At 55.2% G+C, this 16,067-nt stretch carries 13 protein-coding genes; 10 read left to right on the plus strand and 3 right to left on the minus strand.

Translation table 11 applies throughout. The features are described 5' to 3' along the window. Positions 1–13: 13 nt before the first annotated feature. On the plus strand, positions 14–1,786 hold the full coding sequence (gene ade, locus DW133_RS00470; RefSeq protein WP_118274153.1) for an adenine deaminase: 1,773 nt from the start codon (positions 14–16) through the stop codon (positions 1,784–1,786). A 223-nt stretch (positions 1,787–2,009) separates the two neighbouring features. Here ade and dinB read toward each other — a convergent pair whose 3' ends face one another. After that, a complete protein-coding gene (gene dinB, locus DW133_RS00475) occupies positions 2,010–3,101 on the minus strand; it encodes a DNA polymerase IV (protein WP_118274649.1) in 1,092 nt (363 codons plus the stop codon). 341 nt (positions 3,102–3,442) lie between these two features. Here dinB and DW133_RS00480 point away from each other — a divergent pair, with 341 nt between their 5' ends. The 9 genes from DW133_RS00480 (at position 3,443) to DW133_RS00520 (ending at position 15,378) form a co-directional block, all read left to right on the plus strand. Further along, the gene (locus tag DW133_RS00480; RefSeq protein ID WP_199588764.1) at positions 3,443–5,281 is read left to right on the plus strand and encodes a DEAD/DEAH box helicase; all 1,839 of its coding nucleotides are present in this window, start codon (positions 3,443–3,445) and stop codon (positions 5,279–5,281) included. 10 nt (positions 5,282–5,291) lie between these two features. Beyond that, a complete protein-coding gene (locus DW133_RS00485) occupies positions 5,292–5,678 on the plus strand; it encodes a hypothetical protein (protein ID WP_118274157.1) in 387 nt (128 codons plus the stop codon). Between the two features lie 137 nt (positions 5,679–5,815). Then, positions 5,816–7,627, plus strand: a complete 1,812-nt coding sequence (locus DW133_RS00490) for an aminopeptidase P family protein (RefSeq protein ID WP_118274158.1) — start codon at positions 5,816–5,818, stop codon at positions 7,625–7,627. Positions 7,628–7,724: 97 nt separating this feature from the next. Next, positions 7,725–8,933 carry an RNA-guided endonuclease TnpB family protein gene (locus DW133_RS00495; RefSeq protein WP_118274160.1) on the plus strand — a complete coding sequence of 403 codons (1,209 nt, stop codon included), beginning with the start codon at positions 7,725–7,727 and terminating at the stop codon, positions 8,931–8,933. Between the two features lie 323 nt (positions 8,934–9,256). After that, positions 9,257–10,366, plus strand: a complete 1,110-nt coding sequence (locus DW133_RS00500; RefSeq protein WP_147408834.1) for an efflux RND transporter periplasmic adaptor subunit — start codon at positions 9,257–9,259, stop codon at positions 10,364–10,366. 21 nt (positions 10,367–10,387) lie between these two features. Then, the gene (locus DW133_RS00505; protein ID WP_118274164.1) at positions 10,388–13,576 is read left to right on the plus strand and encodes an efflux RND transporter permease subunit; all 3,189 of its coding nucleotides are present in this window, start codon (positions 10,388–10,390) and stop codon (positions 13,574–13,576) included. After that, entirely contained in the window at positions 13,576–14,352 is a 777-nt protein-coding gene (locus tag DW133_RS00510) for a ThiF family adenylyltransferase (protein WP_118274166.1), read from the plus strand. The genes DW133_RS00505 and DW133_RS00510 overlap by 1 nt, the downstream gene beginning before the upstream one ends. 38 nt (positions 14,353–14,390) lie before the next feature. Then, positions 14,391–14,825 carry a universal stress protein gene (locus DW133_RS00515; protein WP_118274167.1) on the plus strand — a complete coding sequence of 145 codons (435 nt, stop codon included), beginning with the start codon at positions 14,391–14,393 and terminating at the stop codon, positions 14,823–14,825. A 169-nt stretch (positions 14,826–14,994) separates the two neighbouring features. Then, positions 14,995–15,378, plus strand: a complete 384-nt coding sequence (locus DW133_RS00520; protein ID WP_118274168.1) for a hypothetical protein — start codon at positions 14,995–14,997, stop codon at positions 15,376–15,378. Positions 15,379–15,575: 197 nt separating this feature from the next. On the opposite strand, the gene rpmG is transcribed toward DW133_RS00520, so the two are convergent. Beyond that, positions 15,576–15,743, minus strand: a complete 168-nt coding sequence (gene rpmG, locus DW133_RS00525; protein ID WP_118274169.1) for a 50S ribosomal protein L33 — start codon at positions 15,741–15,743, stop codon at positions 15,576–15,578. Between the two features lie 16 nt (positions 15,744–15,759). Beyond that, the gene (gene rpmB / locus DW133_RS00530; protein ID WP_118274171.1) at positions 15,760–15,993 is read right to left on the minus strand and encodes a 50S ribosomal protein L28; all 234 of its coding nucleotides are present in this window, start codon (positions 15,991–15,993) and stop codon (positions 15,760–15,762) included. Between the last annotated feature and the right edge of the window lie 74 nt (positions 15,994–16,067).

The following is a 16,067-nucleotide window of genomic DNA, read 5'->3' on the forward strand; positions in this document are numbered from 1 at the left end:
GGGGTTCTTTGCCATGCGCCAGTCCTCTTTCTCTCCTGCCGCCCTGCAACGCCGCATTGCTTGCGCACTCGGACAATCCGGATGTGATCTGGTGCTGCGAAATGCCCGCATCTTCAATGTCTTCACCAAAGCATTTGTCGACCATTGTGATGTCGCCATTGCTGACGGCATCATCGTCAATGTCGGCCCGCAATTGGCAGTTCACGGAAAATCAGAAATTGATCTTGAAAACGCCATACTCGTTCCGGGCTTTATCGATGCGCACGTGCATATCGAATCCTCGATGCTGCGTCCGACCGAATTTGCTCGTTTGATCCTCTCCAAAGGCACGACGACCATCGTGGCCGATCCGCACGAAATTGCCAATGTATGCGGACTCGAGGGCATTCGGTTCATGTTGCAAGATGCCAAGAATGCCGCCGTTGACATCCGCTTTATGTTGCCGTCGTGTGTGCCGGCCACACCATTTGAAACCTCGGGCGCCTCGCTGACAGCCGACGAACTTCGCACTTTGATTGACAACCCGGATGTCATGGGTTTAGCCGAAGTCATGAACGTGCCTGCCGTGCTGTCCGGCGACAGCGAAATGCTGGAAAAGTTGACGATGGCGCATGTTGCAAATAAGCACATCGACGGTCATGCTCCGATGCTCGAGGGCGACGGACTTTCAGCCTACGTTGCCGCCGGAGTCTCCAGCGACCACGAATGCAGCACCGCCAAAGAAGCGCTGGAGCGCATCAGCCGCGGCATGACGGTTTTCATGCGCGAAGGCTCTGCAGGACAAAACGTTGGCGCCCTGGCATCTGTCGTCACACCGCAAAACAGTTCTATGTTCTGCTTGTGTACGGACGACGCATCGCCCGACGACGTGAGTACCAAAGGCCACATCAACAATGCCGTTCGGTGCGCCGTCGCTCACGGTGTTGCGGTGAAAGAAGCTCTCTGCATGGCCACCATCAACAGCGCGCGCCATTTCGGCTTCAAGCACAAAGGCGCCGTTGCTCCGGGCTACGCCGCAGATCTGGTCGTACTGGAAAACCTGACGGATTTTTCAGTTCGCGCCGTTTTCAAAAACGGGCGTCGACACGAGGAAACTGTTTCGCAACCGTCCGGATCACTGCCCGCATCCGTCACCGGACGCGTCCGCATTCGCCCGTTGCAGGAAACCTCGTTTGCGATTGCCTGTCCTTCGAGACAAGCCCGCATCATCGGCGTTACCGGCGGAGACCTCAACACAAGGTCGTTGATCGAATCCGTTGTCGTTGACCAGGCCGGGTTCGTTGATGTAGCAGCCTGCCGAAATCTCGTCAAGGTGGCGGTCATTGAGCGACACCACGCCACCGGCAACGTCGGCTTATCGCTCGTAAAAGGCCTTCTGGCTTCCGGCCAACGACTCAATGGCGCATTGGCCACCACAATCTCGCATGACTCGCACAATATTATCGTCGCTGGCGACAACGACGCCGATATGCTCGCTGCCGTCAACGCACTGGAACAGTTCGGCGGCGGCATCGTCTTGGTGAGAAACGGTCAGGTCGTTCGATCATTGAAGTTGGAAATTGCCGGACTCATGACAACCGCAAATTGGAAAGAAGTGGCTCATCAAAAAATTGACCTCGTAGAGACGGCGCACAAAGAGTTCGGCATTGCCGACAATGTGGACCCGATCATGGCGCTGAGCTTTCTGGCACTCGCTGTCATTCCAGAATTGCGCATAACGGACAAAGGACTCTTTGATGCGGTTTCTTTCAAGCACATCCCTGTAGACGCAAAAACCAACATGTGACCGCTCAGTCACATGTTGACAAATGTGCTTTCGCTGCAGCCGTATGCGCGGAGGTAATCAGAGGCATTTTGTGTCAACCAAATCAGGACATAGCCAAAAGCCGTCAACCAATTTCAGGCAAGGTCAAACAGCGCAAAACTGAAAATTTCTTCAGTGCGTTGAAGATTTTTTCTATTTGTCCACGTTAGTGCGACACTTCCGGCACTCTCGACCAAGGAAACGATCAGAAAAGCACGCCCTGGCGTTCGTTTTGCTCTTCAACAGGAGAACTCACCGATAGCCCCAGCAATCGAACGCCACGCGACGGAATATCAACGTCCGTGAGCAAAGCCGTTGCAGCCCGAACAATCGAGTCTTTGTCCACCAACGGGGCATCGGCCGTCAGACTTCTCGTCACGGTGCGGAAATCAAAAAACCGCACCTTTAGCGTCAATGTTGTGCCGACAAACCGACTGCGGTTGAGCCGCTTGAGCAGATCGTCAGCAAGAACTCCTATTTCTTCCAGAACGAAAGCCCGATCCGGGATGTCCACTTCGTATGTCACCTCGCAACCCACGCTCTTGCGGACGCGCTCCGACTGCACCGGACGATCGTCAATGCCGCGCGCAAACTTGTAGTACGTTACGCCCGCTTGCCCGAAATGCGACACGAGTTCGGCCAGGGGCATTTTCAAAAGATCCGCTCCGGTCTTGACTCCCATCTTGAGAAATTTTTCCTCCGTCACGGGACCCACGCCCCAAAACGCCTTGATGGGGAGCTGTTCAATGAAGTGCTGAGCCCGCGAAGGATGAATCGTGCACAGCCCATCGGGCTTACGCCAGTCAGAGGCAACCTTTGCCAAGAATTTGTTGTAGGAAACGCCGGCGCTTGCGACCAGGTGCAACTCGTTGCGAATATCCACCTTGATCCGCTTGGCCACATCTACGCCAAGAACGATGCCCTTCTTGTTATTTGTGACATCGAGATACGCTTCGTCGATCGAAATCGGCTCAACCAAATCCGTGTACCGGTGAAAAATCTCGCGGATCTGCATGCCGACTTCTTTGTAGTGACTCATCCGACCTTCGATAAAGACCAATTGCGGACAAAGCATTTTGGCTCGCGAGCTCGGCATGGCACTGTGCACGCCGAATTTTCTGGCTTCGTAACTTGCCGTCGCCACTACGCCCCGCGAATCGGCGTGCCCCACCGCCACGGGTTTGCCGCGCAACTCCGGATGATCACGCTGCTCCACGGACGCGTAAAACGCATCCATATCAACATGGATGATCTTGCGGTTGGTGACGTTGACAAAGGTAGGTTCGGAAGTGCTCATGGCGAAAAGGATACTCACATTTCCACTCAACTTGCCGCATCCCGTTTTTATGACGTAAAGAAATTTGTCCGTTTGACGCACAAAGACTCGTCTTCCCGTTAAAATCTGCGCCTTTTCCTGCATTGTTCAAATGCTGGTTTTGCTGTGCTCCGAAGCCTTGAGCTTGAAACTGCCTCTGTGAGTATTGCGGCTATTGGGCGCCCGACCTATCCGGCGCTGAAGGCTTGAGCCGCGCGTGATCCAATTTTCAGCCCGACTTTGTTTTAGATGGCGAGCTAAGTACGCACTTTTGTTGTACCCATAGACGACAAATTCGGTCTCTACCAAAAATAAGTAAAACCGTGACCAATCTTTTTTCCGAACTCGGTCTGCCCAAGGCCGTCGTTGATGCTGTAACCGATCTCGGCTACATCACCCCCACCCCGGTTCAGCAACAAGCCATTCCCGCCCTTTTATCCGGCCGCGATGTCCTGGCGGCCGCACAGACCGGCACCGGCAAAACGGCTGCCTTTGCACTGCCTGTCATCTCGAAGATGCTCGCCGCACCTAAAGCACGAGCTGCAAAAAAAGTGCGTGCGCTTGTTCTCGCGCCGACGCGAGAACTGGCCGCACAAATAGATGAAAACATTCGAGCATATTGCGCTCAAACCGAGCTCAACACCGTTTTGATTTTCGGCGGCGTCAACATTCGTCCGCAAACGGAAGCGCTGCTCAAAGGTTGCGACTTTCTCATCGCCACCCCCGGCCGCCTGCTCGATCATGCCGGCCAACTCAATGTTGACCTTTCCGAAGTGGAATTTCTTATTCTCGACGAAGCCGACCGCATGCTCGACATGGGCTTCATCCACGATATTCGCCGTATCGTCAAGCTGCTTTCCGCCAAGCGTCAGACTCTGATGTTCTCGGCAACGTTCAGCGCTGAAATTCGTGAGCTCGCCGACTCCTACCTCAACAATCCCGTCTCGGTCGAAATTGCCAAGAACAAGGAAAGCACGCTGATTTCTCAGGAAGCCTGGAGCATCGCCAAGAAACGCAAACGCGAGTTGTTGCGCGACCTGATCGTGGACAATCAGTGGGATCAGGTACTTGTCTTTACCCGCATGAAACACACGGCCAATCGTCTGGCTTCCCAGCTTGAAAAAGACGGCATCGTCGCTGCCGCCATTCACGGCAACAAGAGTCAATCGGCACGCACCAAAGCGCTTGCCGGCTTCAAAGACAAGTCCATTCGTGTGCTGGTGGCAACCGACATTGCTGCTCGTGGCCTTGACATTGAAGGGCTCCCGCACGTCATCAACTACGAATTGCCCAATGTCGCCGAAGACTATGTGCACCGTATCGGCCGCACGGGGCGCGCGGGCGTTCCCGGGCACGCCGTGAGTCTCGTGAGCGACGATGAAAAGGATCTGCTGTCGGCCATTGAAAAGCTCTTGAAAAAGCGCATTGATCTCAAAAAGGCCGAAGGTTACGAAGGCGAACCGCCCGCAGACATCGTCGCCGACGAAAAGGAACGCGATGCCGCACGCAAGCGCGAACTTGAAAAATTGCGAGACTCCCGCCGCAAGCAGCGCAAAGAAAAACCCGCCAAAACCGAAGTTGCCAAGGAAGTGCACGAAGCCGTCAAGCTCGAAGCACAGGCCGCCGGACTATCTGACAATCCCGACGAACGCTTCGAAAAGAAAATTCGCCGCAAACCGCGGCAAAAGGCGACTGAAGTGCAGCAACCGCAAGTCACCAAGAGTCGTCGTACGCGTCGCGAACCGAATCCTGACGTCCGTGGAAACAACGGTCAGACCGCACAGAATACCCAACGCACCAACGAGCGCAACGTCGTCAGTAAGGCTCGTCCCGCACGTCGGGGCACTCCGGGCAATGATCGTCGTTCTTCGCGCGCCTCGTGGGAGCCGGCCGATCCCTTTGCTCCGGAAAATCAGGCAATTTTCCTGCCCCAAACGATGCCCGGCAACTTCCGTTCACACCAGCGCAACAAAACTCTTCGCACGGACAACCGTCGTGATCCTGAAAACAACCGATTCGGTCAGGAACGCCGTCGCGGCAATGCCTCGAATATCAAGTCAACAGTGCAGCGCGCGCCGAAAACGGCCTATTCGGACTCGCGATTTGAGTCAGTGAGTTCAAATTTGCCGCCCGGCATGATTCTGCGCATGCGCCGCCGCTAAAATCAGCACTATGATCGCTTGCCAATCTACTTTTTCATTTCGCTTCGGCACCGCGGCTCTTGCCGCGGTCGCCGCGCTTATTGCGGGCTGCGCCGGGCAGTCCGGTATCGAAGGCCAAGCCATCGATACCGAGTCTCGCCCTGAGACCAAAAACCTGTCGGTACTCATGGAAGCGGGCGACCGCAAACAACTCACCTGCACCTCGATGCAACCTCTGTCAGCGCAACGCGCGCTCAATGAAATCGTGTTTTCCTGCCCTGAGTTCGATGTGCAGGCGACTTTAATCGAGATGCGCGATGCAGGCTGGCGTCTGGTGAGCGTTGATGTGGGCAGCGAAACCTCTCACGACGGCGTTGTGGAAATGCCGCTCACGATCCAGATCATTAAGCTTTTCTGACGCAGCAACCCACTACAACGATGCGCCGCCGATCCGTTTCGACGGCGTTTTTCATTTCTTCGGCCGCTTTTCCGCGTTCAACTTCCTAGAATGGATGTGCCAAGACCACAAGGTCTTTTTTGGAGAACCGATTTCTTATGTCTACCTCTGTTACCGAACGCTTGCAAGCGCTGCGCGACGAAATTCAATTCCTTGGGCTAAACGCCTGGCTCGTTACATCCGCTGATCCCCATCTGAGCGAACACCTGCCCGAACACTGGATGTTTCTGCGTTATCTTTCGGGCTTTACGGGATCATACGGCTGCATGGTCATAACGGCCGATCGAGCCCTTCTTTGGACCGACAGTCGCTATTGGGAGCAAGCTGCACGACAACTTGAAGACTCCGGAATCGAGCTCATGCGTTTCGGTGCGGAAGGCGTCCCCAACGCTCGTCAATGGCTCTGTGAGAACCTTCCGGAAAATGCACAGGTCGGCTGCGATCCGCTTACCATTTCCGAAAACGACTTCCGTCGCTTTGAAATCGCTTTTGCCGAACGCAGAATGATTTTGACGGGCTACATTTCCGTGACCGATCACGTATGGAAAGACCGTCCCCATCCGGACTCCGCTCCTATCTCGGTCTTTACGAACGCTCAGGAGTCTGTCGCCCGTAAGCTCGAAAAGGTTCGCAAAGCCGTGCATGCGGCAGGCGCCGACTCGCTTTTACTCGGCACGCTTGAAGACGTTGCCTGGCTCACCAATCTGCGCGGCAGCGACATCGCCTGCACTCCTGTTTTCACGGCTTATCTCCTCGTCACGGACGACGATGTCACGCTTTACGTAGATCCGAAGAAAATCCAAACGAACGACGTGAAGAAACATCTCAAGGCGAGCGGCATTTCCGTTATCGCCTACTCCGACCGTCGCGCACACATCGCACAGCACCTCAACGGGCACAGCGTGCTTCTTGACGCCGACGCCGTCAACCACGCCGTCTACGCCCTTTTGGAGCAGGAAAGTTCCGCTTATGTCGTAGCCGGAGAGCGTCCTACGGCACTGTTAAAAAGCCGCAAAAACAAGGCTGAGCTTGAGCTTTTAAAGGAAACAATGCGACAAGACGGAGCCGCTTTATGCGAGTTTTTCGCCCGACTCGATGAAATGCTCTGGGATGGCGAAACGCCCACAGAGCAGGAACTTGCCGAGATGCTGCACGCGGAACGCGCCAAGCGCAAAGGCTTTGTCTGTGACAGCTTCCCCGCTATCGTCGCGTTCGGCGCCAATGCGGCTCTACCGCACTACAACCCGCTCACGGGCAACAATGCCAACCTGCAGTCGGACGCCGACACTCTGCTTTTGATCGACTCGGGCGGCCAATACGAAGGCGGCACCACCGACATCACCCGTACGATTCTGATCGGTCGCGCCACGGACGCCATGAAGTCAGATTTCACAGCCGTTCTGAGAGGACACATTGCTCTTGCCACCACCGTTTTTCCGAAGGGCGTGTTCGGCAGTCAGCTCGATACGCTCGTGCGCGCTCCCCTGTGGGAGATCGGAGCCGATTTCGGGCACGGTACAGGTCACGGCGTGGGTTTTTTCCTTTCTGTACATGAAGGCCCCGTGAGCATTTCCCCCCGAGCTCCTGTCAAAGAAAACTCCCGCGTCGTCCCGGGACTTGTGCTTTCCAACGAACCCGGACTTTATCGTGCGGGGCAATACGGTATCCGCACGGAAAACCTGGTGACCCCCGTGGTTGACGAAACCATGCTTTCAGCCATGCAACCGATGCTACGCATGCAAACGCTTTCTCTGGCACCGATCGAGACGCGGCTCATCAAAACCGCCATGATGACACCGGTGGAAATCAACTGGGTCAACGACTATCACAATCGAGTACGCGAAGAACTCATGCCTCTTTTGAGCCCTCGCGCTCGCAAGTGGCTTGAGCGAGCTACTGAAATTATCTAACTAACGCCAGAAGACCGCCTGCGTGAGCTGGTGGATGAATGGCGTTGAGATTTGGTAAAAGTATACAAAAATCATATTCTTTAGTAAGATCTCACGCATGAAAGTCAACTGCGCCTACAAATTCGAACTCATTCTGAAGCCCGAACAGCGGGCTAAGTGTGCTCAGTTTGTAGGTAATTGCCGATACGTCTATAACAAGGCAGTTGAAATTCAGCTTCGGCAGCTTGAAACCAAACAGCCGTTTGTCTCCTACAAGGAACTAGCCTCTCAGCTGGTTGGCTGGAAAAAAGACGATTCCAGTCTTTGGTTGTCTGAATCACCGGCCCAGACTTTGCAGCAGGCACTCAAGGATCTTGACCGCGGACTGATGCGCTTTAAACAGCACAAAGGCGGCATGGTCCAGTTTAAGGCCCGTGGTGACGGTGACTCGTTTCGTCTGCCTCAGCTTCTAAAAGGCGACTTTGACGAAGCCAACGCCCGCATCCGCATTCCCAAAATCGGGTTTGTACGGTATCGTAAATCACGCGACATTCAGGGAAAAGTCAAAAATCTCACAATTTCCATTGAAGCCAGGCGCTGGTACGTGTCCGTCTGTACGGAGATTGAGAATTTTCAGCCACAGGCAACGCGAAACGGTGAGGTCGGCATTGACCTTGGCATTGTCCGTACCGTCCAGTTAAGTGACGGCACGGTCTATCGGCTGGACGTAAACGAGATAAAAAAGCTCGAAGACAGAATCGCGGTTTACCAGAAGCAGCTTGAGAGTAATAAAACCTCAAGGCAGAAACTGGCAAAACTGGGCAAGGCGGCTGACTTTGACAAGAAAGTCCCGAGCCGTAAGCGCAGGAGACTGAAAGAAAAGATTGCCAACTTGCACCGGCGCATTCGCAATATCCGCAAGGACTTCATGTTCAAGACTGCCAGAGCCATAGCGCAGAAGTATGGCTGGGTGGCAATTGAGGATCTGCAAGTTCGGAATATGACGAAAAGCGCCCGGGGAACGATTGAGGAGCCGGGAAGCAACGTCAAGGCAAAAAGCGGCTTGAACCGTTCTTTGCAGCGCGTTGCCCCCGGAGCTTTCCGGCGCATTCTTGAGTGGCAGGTTTTCAAAGCGGGAGGGTATGTGGATGCTGTGGCACCGCAGTACACAAGTCAAACATGTCCGCACTGCGGGCATATAGCAAGTGAAAACCGGCCTACGCAAGCATTGTTTTGTTGTGTGAAATGCGGCCACACGTCCAATGCAGACGTTGTAGCCGCAGGGAATATCCTAAGGAAGAGCCGGGCAGGCTCGGATCGTCTGTGAAGTGAATCCCGTTGGGGATCAGCAACAGAAACCAACTTGCAGCAGGCAATGCCAGCCAGCAGGAATCCCCCGTCGTGAGTCGGTGGGAGGATGTCAATTGACCTATTTTTGGCAGCTTCCGACTACACTGATCTCAATCAAGTCTCTAAAATCAAGGGTTACTACTGCTTTGGGCGTCCCATTTTGCCCGCAAAGCTCGGCACAATATAGGATTCACCCCGACTAGTCAGTTAAGTCTTACAAATTCATATGCTCAAACGGCGTTGTCAACGGCTCGGGTGCGCTGTGCACGCGGGCTCGGCGGCGTTGTTCTCAAAAACAACATGACTTTATTGCCTCGCTTTTTCGCTCGTGCGGGTTTTGCCGCTTGCGCCGGACTGATGTGTTCCGCTCTGTTGCTTACGGGATGCCAGGAAAAAAAGGCTGTCCAGGTGCAACGTCCGCCGATTCCCGTCACTTACGTCACTGCCACGATCGCCGATGAAAACATCTGGGTCGAAGCGCTGGGCGAAACCGAAGGTGTTAAGCAAGCCGAGGTACGCGCACAAGTTTCCGGCATCCTCGAAAAAATTGCCTACAAGGAAGGCGATCGCGTCAAAGAAGGCGATACGCTCTTTTTGATTGATCAAGATACGTATCGTGCCGCCTACAACGCTGCCGTCGCCGAACGCAAGCAAGTTGAAGCGCAACTTGTGCAGGAACGGCGTGAAGCCGAGCGATACAAGCGGCTCTACGAATCCAAGGCCACCAGCAAAAAAACCTGGGACGATGCGCAAAGCGCCGTAGACATTCGCGTTGCGAACCTTCGCATGGCCAGGGCCAATGAAGAGAGCGCCCGCATCAATTTGGAGCGTACCGCCGTCAAAGCCACCAGCGACGGCATCGTGAGTCGCTCGCTTGTCAATACCGGCACGCTCGTGAGCGCCACCGATACGCTTCTGGCTACGATCACGCAGCCCGAAGAAATGCGCATTGTGTTTGCCGTGAGCGAACGCGACCTTGATGGCGCGACCATCTCTCTCGACAACAAAGTGCGCTTGCGTCTGGACAACGGAAAGACAGTGGACGCCAAGCTTGATTATGTTGCTCGCCAGATTGACCCCACAAGCGCATCGCTGATGATGCGCGCCAAAGTACCGGCCGGAACGCCGGGCGTTGTTCCCGGTCAGTTTGTGCACGTTCAACTCCAAACGCGCGTTGAAAAACACGCGATACGCGTACCGCAGCGCTCCGTCATTCAAAAGCCAGACGGGACTTATCAGGTATACGTCATTCGCGGCGACGTTGCTCGCGCGGTTCCCGTAACAGTCGGCCTCTGGAAAGACACGGACTGGATCATTCTTTCGGGGCTCGAAGCCGGAGACAAAGTCGTGACTGATCAGATTCAACGTGTGCGCGACAAGCAGCCTGTCACGCTTGTTGAAAAGAAGTAACGGCGGAGGTTGCGAAACAAAATGCTCAGTGACCTTTGTATTCGACGCCCAATTTTTGCCACCGTTCTGTCCATTCTGATCGTTCTGGCCGGTATTGTTGCCATGCGCGTACTGCCTATGTCGCAGTACCCCAATATCACCCCTCCAACCGTCACCATCTCAACTCAGTACGAAGGCGCCAACGCCCAGACGCTGGCCCGTACAGTGGCCGCACCGATTGAAGATCAGCTCTCGGGCATTGAAGGCCTCATCTATTACACCACCTCCATTCGTGCAAACGGCGAAGTGCGCATTCAGTGTGTGTTCGATGTCGGCACCGACCCGAACTACGCCATGCTCGAAATCAACAACCGCGTGCGTACGGCCGAGCGTCGCCTACCCGAGCAAGTTCGCCAAAACGGCGTTAACGTCCGCAAGCGCTCCGATGAAGTGTTGATGATGGTGGCGATGTACTCTCCCGACGGCTCTCTGACGCCGACGGAAGTGGCTGACTACGCCCTTTTGAATGTTGTCGACTATCTGAAACGTTTGCCCGGCATCGGTGACGTGAACATTTTCGGCAATACCGAAAGCGCCATGCGTATCTGGCTTGACCCCCAGCGAATGGCTCGTATGGGCGTAACGGTTCAGGACGTCGAAGACACTGTAGACGACAAAAATATGGAACGCGGTGCGGGTACCATCGGCGGCATGCCGACAACTTCCACGCAACAGCTCTACTACACCACGCAAAGTCCCGGCCGTCGTTTGACAACAGCCGAATTCGGCGACGCCATCATTAAAAACGACGCCAACGGTTCGCCCATCCGAATCCGCGACATCGCCGATGTGGAAGTCGGCAAGCGCAGTTATGAAACCGTGAACGTTTTTAACGGTAAACCGTCCATTACGATCGGTATCTATCTGCAGACCGGCGCCAACTCCATGGCTGCCGCCGAGGCTGTCAAAGCCGAACTGGATCGCGTTGCCAAAGATTACCCCGAAGGCAAAATCGCGCATGAAATCACCGACGACACGACGGTGTTCGTGAAAGCTTCCTTGCACGAAGTGCTTAAGACTCTGGGCGAAGCCGGTCTTTTGGTGTTAATCGTGGTGTTTCTGTTTCTGCAAAACCTGCGAACGACACTCATCCCGATGCTCGCTGTCCCGGTCTCCCTGGTGGGTACCATGGCCGGCCTTTGGGTCATGGGCTTCTCACTCAATACGCTAACGCTCTTTGCCATGACGCTCGCCATCGGCATCGTGGTTGACGACGCCATTGTGGTGTTGGAAAACATTGAGCGTTTGATGCGCTACGAAGGGTTAAGCCCGGTTGAGGCTGCCAAAAAGGCCATGAAGGAAGTAGCCGGCGCCTTGATCGCCATTGTGCTCGTGCTGTCGGCCGTGTTCACGCCTGTGGCATTCTTGGGCGGCATTGCGGGCGAACTGTACCGACAATTTGCCATCACGATTGCTGTGAGCGTCTGTTTGTCGGGCTTTGTGGCTCTGACTTTGACACCCGCCTTGTGCGCCGTGCTTCTGAAAAACGAAAAGCCCAGTACCAATCGATTCTTTCAGGGCTTTAACCACGGCTTGTCACGTTTTACGTTCGGTTATCTGCAGTTCGTAAAGCTTGCTCTGCGGTTTAGGTTTCTGACGGCCGTTTTGTTGGTTGCCGTGATTGCCGGCTGCTGGCAGTTCGTCAAATCAACGCCCACGAGCTTCGTGCCAAACGAAGACCAGGGCATTATCCGTATGAGCATGCAGCTGCCCGACGGTACGTCCTTTAACCGAACTGTTCAGGAAACCGAAAAAGTTCGCAAAGACATTACTGAAAATCTGGACAATGTTCAGAGCATTCTGGTGATGACCGGCTTCGACACGCAAGCAAGCGACATCCGTCCCAATACCGCCACATACATCGTTCGCCTTGTCGATTGGGATTTGCGCGAGAAAGACTCTGCGCAACTGCGCCGAGAAATGCAGGCCATTGCGGATAAAAGTGCCGATTCCGTCTCGGTGACCACGCTACCCGCATCCATTCGCGGTCTCGGCTCCACCAACGGCTTTACGGGCTTTTTGCAAGCGCGCGGCAATGATGATCCTGCCGCCTTAAAGCAAGTCACGGACGACTTCATGGCCGCTTTGGCTGCAAGACCGGAATTGACCAGTCTGCGCACGTTGTTGCGCGCCAATATTCCGATGCTGCGAGTTGAGCTCGATGAAGACAAGGCCATGCGTCTGGGCATCTCGACAAGCCAGGTCTACGATACGCTCTCAACGCTCTTTGCCGGCAACTACGTCAATGACTTCACGCGTAACGGCCGCACCTATCGCGTCATCATCCAGGGTAATGCTGAGTCTCGCCAAACTCCTGAAGACTTCGGGCGTGCCTGGGTCAAAGCCTCTTCGGGCAAGATGGTGCCGCTAGGTTCGCTTCTAAAAGTAAGCCGCATCTCCGGCTCCGATTCGCTTCGCCGCATGAACGGCTATCTGGCTGCACAATTCATGGGAGCGGCGGTTGAAGGCGTCAGTTCGGGCGAAGCCATCCGCATCGTGGAAGAAATTGCCGAAGAAATTCTCCCCGAAGGCTACGGCATTGAATGGACCGGTCAGGCGTGGCACGAAAAACGAATCGGAGCTTCCTCGTCGACGGCTATCTTTTTCGGTCTGATCATCATCTTCCTGATTCTGGCTGCTCTTTACGAGCGCTGGTCGCTTCCGATTGCCGTGGTGCTGGCGATTCCCTACGCCGTATTGGGCGCCTTCGTTTCGCTTTGGTTCAGGGGCGCGGCCAACGACATCTACTTCCAGATCGGTTTGTTGGTGCTGATCGGCTTGACGGCCAAGAACGCCATTCTGATCGTGGAATTTGCCGTATTGAAGATGGAGGAAGGCCTGAGCGTCTTTGACGCCGCCATTGAAGCCGCCCACCTGCGTCTGCGCCCGATTCTGATGACCTCTCTGGCATTCGTCCTGGGCGTGATGCCGCTCGTGTTTGCCACGGGTCCGGGTGCTGCCGCCCGCCATTCCATGGGTACGGGCGTCTTCGGCGGCATGCTCGCAGCAACCTTCATCGCCACCATCTTTGTGCCGGTGTTCTTCACCTGGTTCGTCCGCAAAAATAAGAGCGGTCGAGCGGCGGAACCTCAGGTGCTGATCGACAACACCAAGCAAGGCACGGAAACTGCCCCGGAAGCCAGTACGACTTCCGACAAAAAGGACGCCTGATGAACCCGAAAGACAGCCGTCGATTCGGCGGCATTGAGAGACTCTACGGGCAAGCTGCGTTTGAGGCCATCACCGCAGCTCACGTCTGCGTGGTGGGTTTGGGCGGCGTCGGCAGCTGGTGCGCCGAGGCGTTGGCGCGCAGCGGTGTCGGTACTTTGACGTTGGTTGACGGCGATACGGTGGCCGAAAGCAACATCAACCGACAACTGCCGGCTCTGGAAAACACGCTGGGACAAGCCAAAGCCGCCGTACTTGCCCAGCGCTTTGCCGCAATCAATCCTGAAGGCAATTTCCGCCCCATTGAGCACTTCATTGACGCCGACAATCTGAGTGTTGTGATTCCTCCTGAGGCAATCATCGTCGACGCCATTGATTCGCTGGCCGCCAAAGCCGCTCTGTCGGCCTGGGCTCGCCAAAACAATCGACTGATCGTGGTAAGCGGCGGCGCCGGCGGAAAAACCGATCCGGGCGCCGTGACGGCGGCTGACCTTTCGCGCACTCAGGGCGACGCGCTTTTATCCAAATTGCGCACCGTTTTGCGCAAGGATTACGGCTTTCCTGCCGGCGCATCAGATCCCAAAAAGATCCGAAAATTCGGTATCACGGCGGTCTTCAGCACTCAACAGGCCATTAAAAGTGCGGTTGCCGATCGAGGCCCCGAATTTGCCAACTTCGGTACGGCCATGCCGGTAACGGCTGCCGTCGGACTACGGCTTGCCGCCGAAGTTCTGCGCATTCTCTCCGAAGCAGCATCAAGCAAACTCGCCGCCGAATAGTACAATGCAAGCACCAGACCAACGGAGTCAATCAAAAAATGTACAAACGCATTCTCGTTCCCACTGACGGATCCCCCCTTTCGATTGAGGCCGTGCGCGGCGCTGCCCGTTTTGCCAAGCCTCTGGGTGCCTCCGTTGTTTTGATCACCGTAATCGAACCCTACAGCTACACCTCCCTTTCCGAATACCGTCCCGAATCGATCGACGACTATGACGAAAGAATGCGTGCCGTGGCCGAAGAGCGCCTCGCGGATGCACGCGCCATCTTCGACAAGGAGGGTGTGCCCGTGGAAACCGTTGCCGTCAAATCCTTCTCGCCGGCTGAAGCGCTGATCGAAACGAGTCAACAGCAAAACTGCGACTGCGTCTTCATGGCCAGCCACGGTCGCAAGGGCCTGGCAGCTGTGCTTCTTGGCAGTGAAACGCAAAAGGTTCTCACCCACTCCAAGATTCCCGTGATGGTTTACCGCTAATCCTTCGGTTCCTCACACAAACAAGCCGCAGCCGTCCGTGCTGCGGTTTTGCTTTGCGCAGTACTTGATATTGTCTCGCTCCATCCCCATATAGGCGGGAAGACGGATGGAAAGGGCATCCCTTGCATCCGTATTTCGATCAACTTCTTTTGTGGATTGCTTTTCAACAATGGCTGATCTTGACAACCTCAGCGCCGACATGGACGCGGCCAACCTGTACACCGAAGAAATCGTGACCGACCGCAAGATGGGCACCATCCATGTGCTCACGCCGATCACGCCCGAAGGCGCGAAGGACCCGACGCGCGCCCCGATCTTTACCGGCGAAGTGCAGATCATGACTCAGATGGGCCCGCTTCCGATCTCTTTTGACATCCCTGCCGCCAGCGTCGCCGAAGCTGTTTCTAAGTACGGCGAAGCCGCTAAGGAAGGCGTGCGTCAGACGCTCGAACGTCTGCAAGAAATGCGCCGTGAAGCAGCCAGCAAGATCGTCACCCCCGGCTCTCCCGGTTTCGGGGTACCGCCTTCTTCCGGCAAGATCCAGATGCCTTAACTCGGCAAATAATTCTTTGAATCCGAACTCTGTCGTTTCCTTGCGAGACGGCAGAGTTTTTTATTTCAGAGTTTGGATTCGCCGTTTCGGATGCACTGAAAAACAAGCGCAAAAAAGCCGCTGCATCCTCATCAGACACAACGGCTTTAGACGTCACCGCCGGAGATTCCTCTTCGACAGGAAGACTCAGCAACGAATTAACGGAGCTTGACTTCCTTGAAGTTGACGTGCTTGCGAGCAACCGGATCGTACATGTTACGTTCGAGCTTGCCCGTGGAATTCTTCTTGTTCTTCGTCGTGGTGACGAAATAGCCGGTACCGGCAGTCGATTCCATCTTGATAATTTCGCGTGCACCCTTTGCCATGGTTCAATCTCCAATATTAGATTTCGCCGCGGGCGCGAAGATCCGCGAGAACCGCATCGATACCAACTTTATCGACAGTGCGCAGGCCAGCCGTCGTCAAACGCAGGCGGACCCAACGGTTTTCACTCTCGACCCAGAAGCGACGATACTGCAGGTTCGGCATGAAACGACGCTTGGTCTTGTTGTTCGCGTGCGAGACTTGATGGCCGACCATCGGCGACTTGCCGGTGACTTGACACACTCGTGCCATCGCTAACTCCCGTAATAAGAAAAAAGTTAAAAACGCTTCACGCTTCGCCGTTTCATATCAAAAGCGTGAGCGCG

This window comes from Sutterella sp. AM11-39 (assembly GCF_003472385.1).
GTDB classification, from domain to species: domain Bacteria; phylum Pseudomonadota; class Gammaproteobacteria; order Burkholderiales; family Burkholderiaceae_F; genus Duodenibacillus; species Duodenibacillus intestinigallinarum.

Excerpts from the sequence above, each read along its gene's own strand:
- ade (WP_118274153.1), top strand. The coding sequence starts at position 14 with ATGCGCCAGTCCTCTTTCTCTCCTGCCGCCCTGCAACGCCGCATTGCT.
- dinB (WP_118274649.1), bottom strand. The coding sequence starts at position 3,101 with ATGAGCACTTCCGAACCTACCTTTGTCAACGTCACCAACCGCAAGATC.
- DW133_RS00485 (WP_118274157.1), top strand. The coding sequence starts at position 5,292 with ATGATCGCTTGCCAATCTACTTTTTCATTTCGCTTCGGCACCGCGGCT.
- DW133_RS00490 (WP_118274158.1), top strand. The coding sequence starts at position 5,816 with ATGTCTACCTCTGTTACCGAACGCTTGCAAGCGCTGCGCGACGAAATT.
- DW133_RS00495 (WP_118274160.1), top strand. The coding sequence starts at position 7,725 with ATGAAAGTCAACTGCGCCTACAAATTCGAACTCATTCTGAAGCCCGAA.
- DW133_RS00500 (WP_147408834.1), top strand. The coding sequence starts at position 9,257 with ATGACTTTATTGCCTCGCTTTTTCGCTCGTGCGGGTTTTGCCGCTTGC.
- DW133_RS00505 (WP_118274164.1), top strand. The coding sequence starts at position 10,388 with ATGCTCAGTGACCTTTGTATTCGACGCCCAATTTTTGCCACCGTTCTG.
- DW133_RS00510 (WP_118274166.1), top strand. The coding sequence starts at position 13,576 with ATGAACCCGAAAGACAGCCGTCGATTCGGCGGCATTGAGAGACTCTAC.
- DW133_RS00515 (WP_118274167.1), top strand. The coding sequence starts at position 14,391 with ATGTACAAACGCATTCTCGTTCCCACTGACGGATCCCCCCTTTCGATT.
- DW133_RS00520 (WP_118274168.1), top strand. The coding sequence starts at position 14,995 with ATGGCTGATCTTGACAACCTCAGCGCCGACATGGACGCGGCCAACCTG.
- rpmG (WP_118274169.1), bottom strand. The coding sequence starts at position 15,743 with ATGGCAAAGGGTGCACGCGAAATTATCAAGATGGAATCGACTGCCGGT.
- rpmB (WP_118274171.1), bottom strand. The coding sequence starts at position 15,993 with ATGGCACGAGTGTGTCAAGTCACCGGCAAGTCGCCGATGGTCGGCCAT.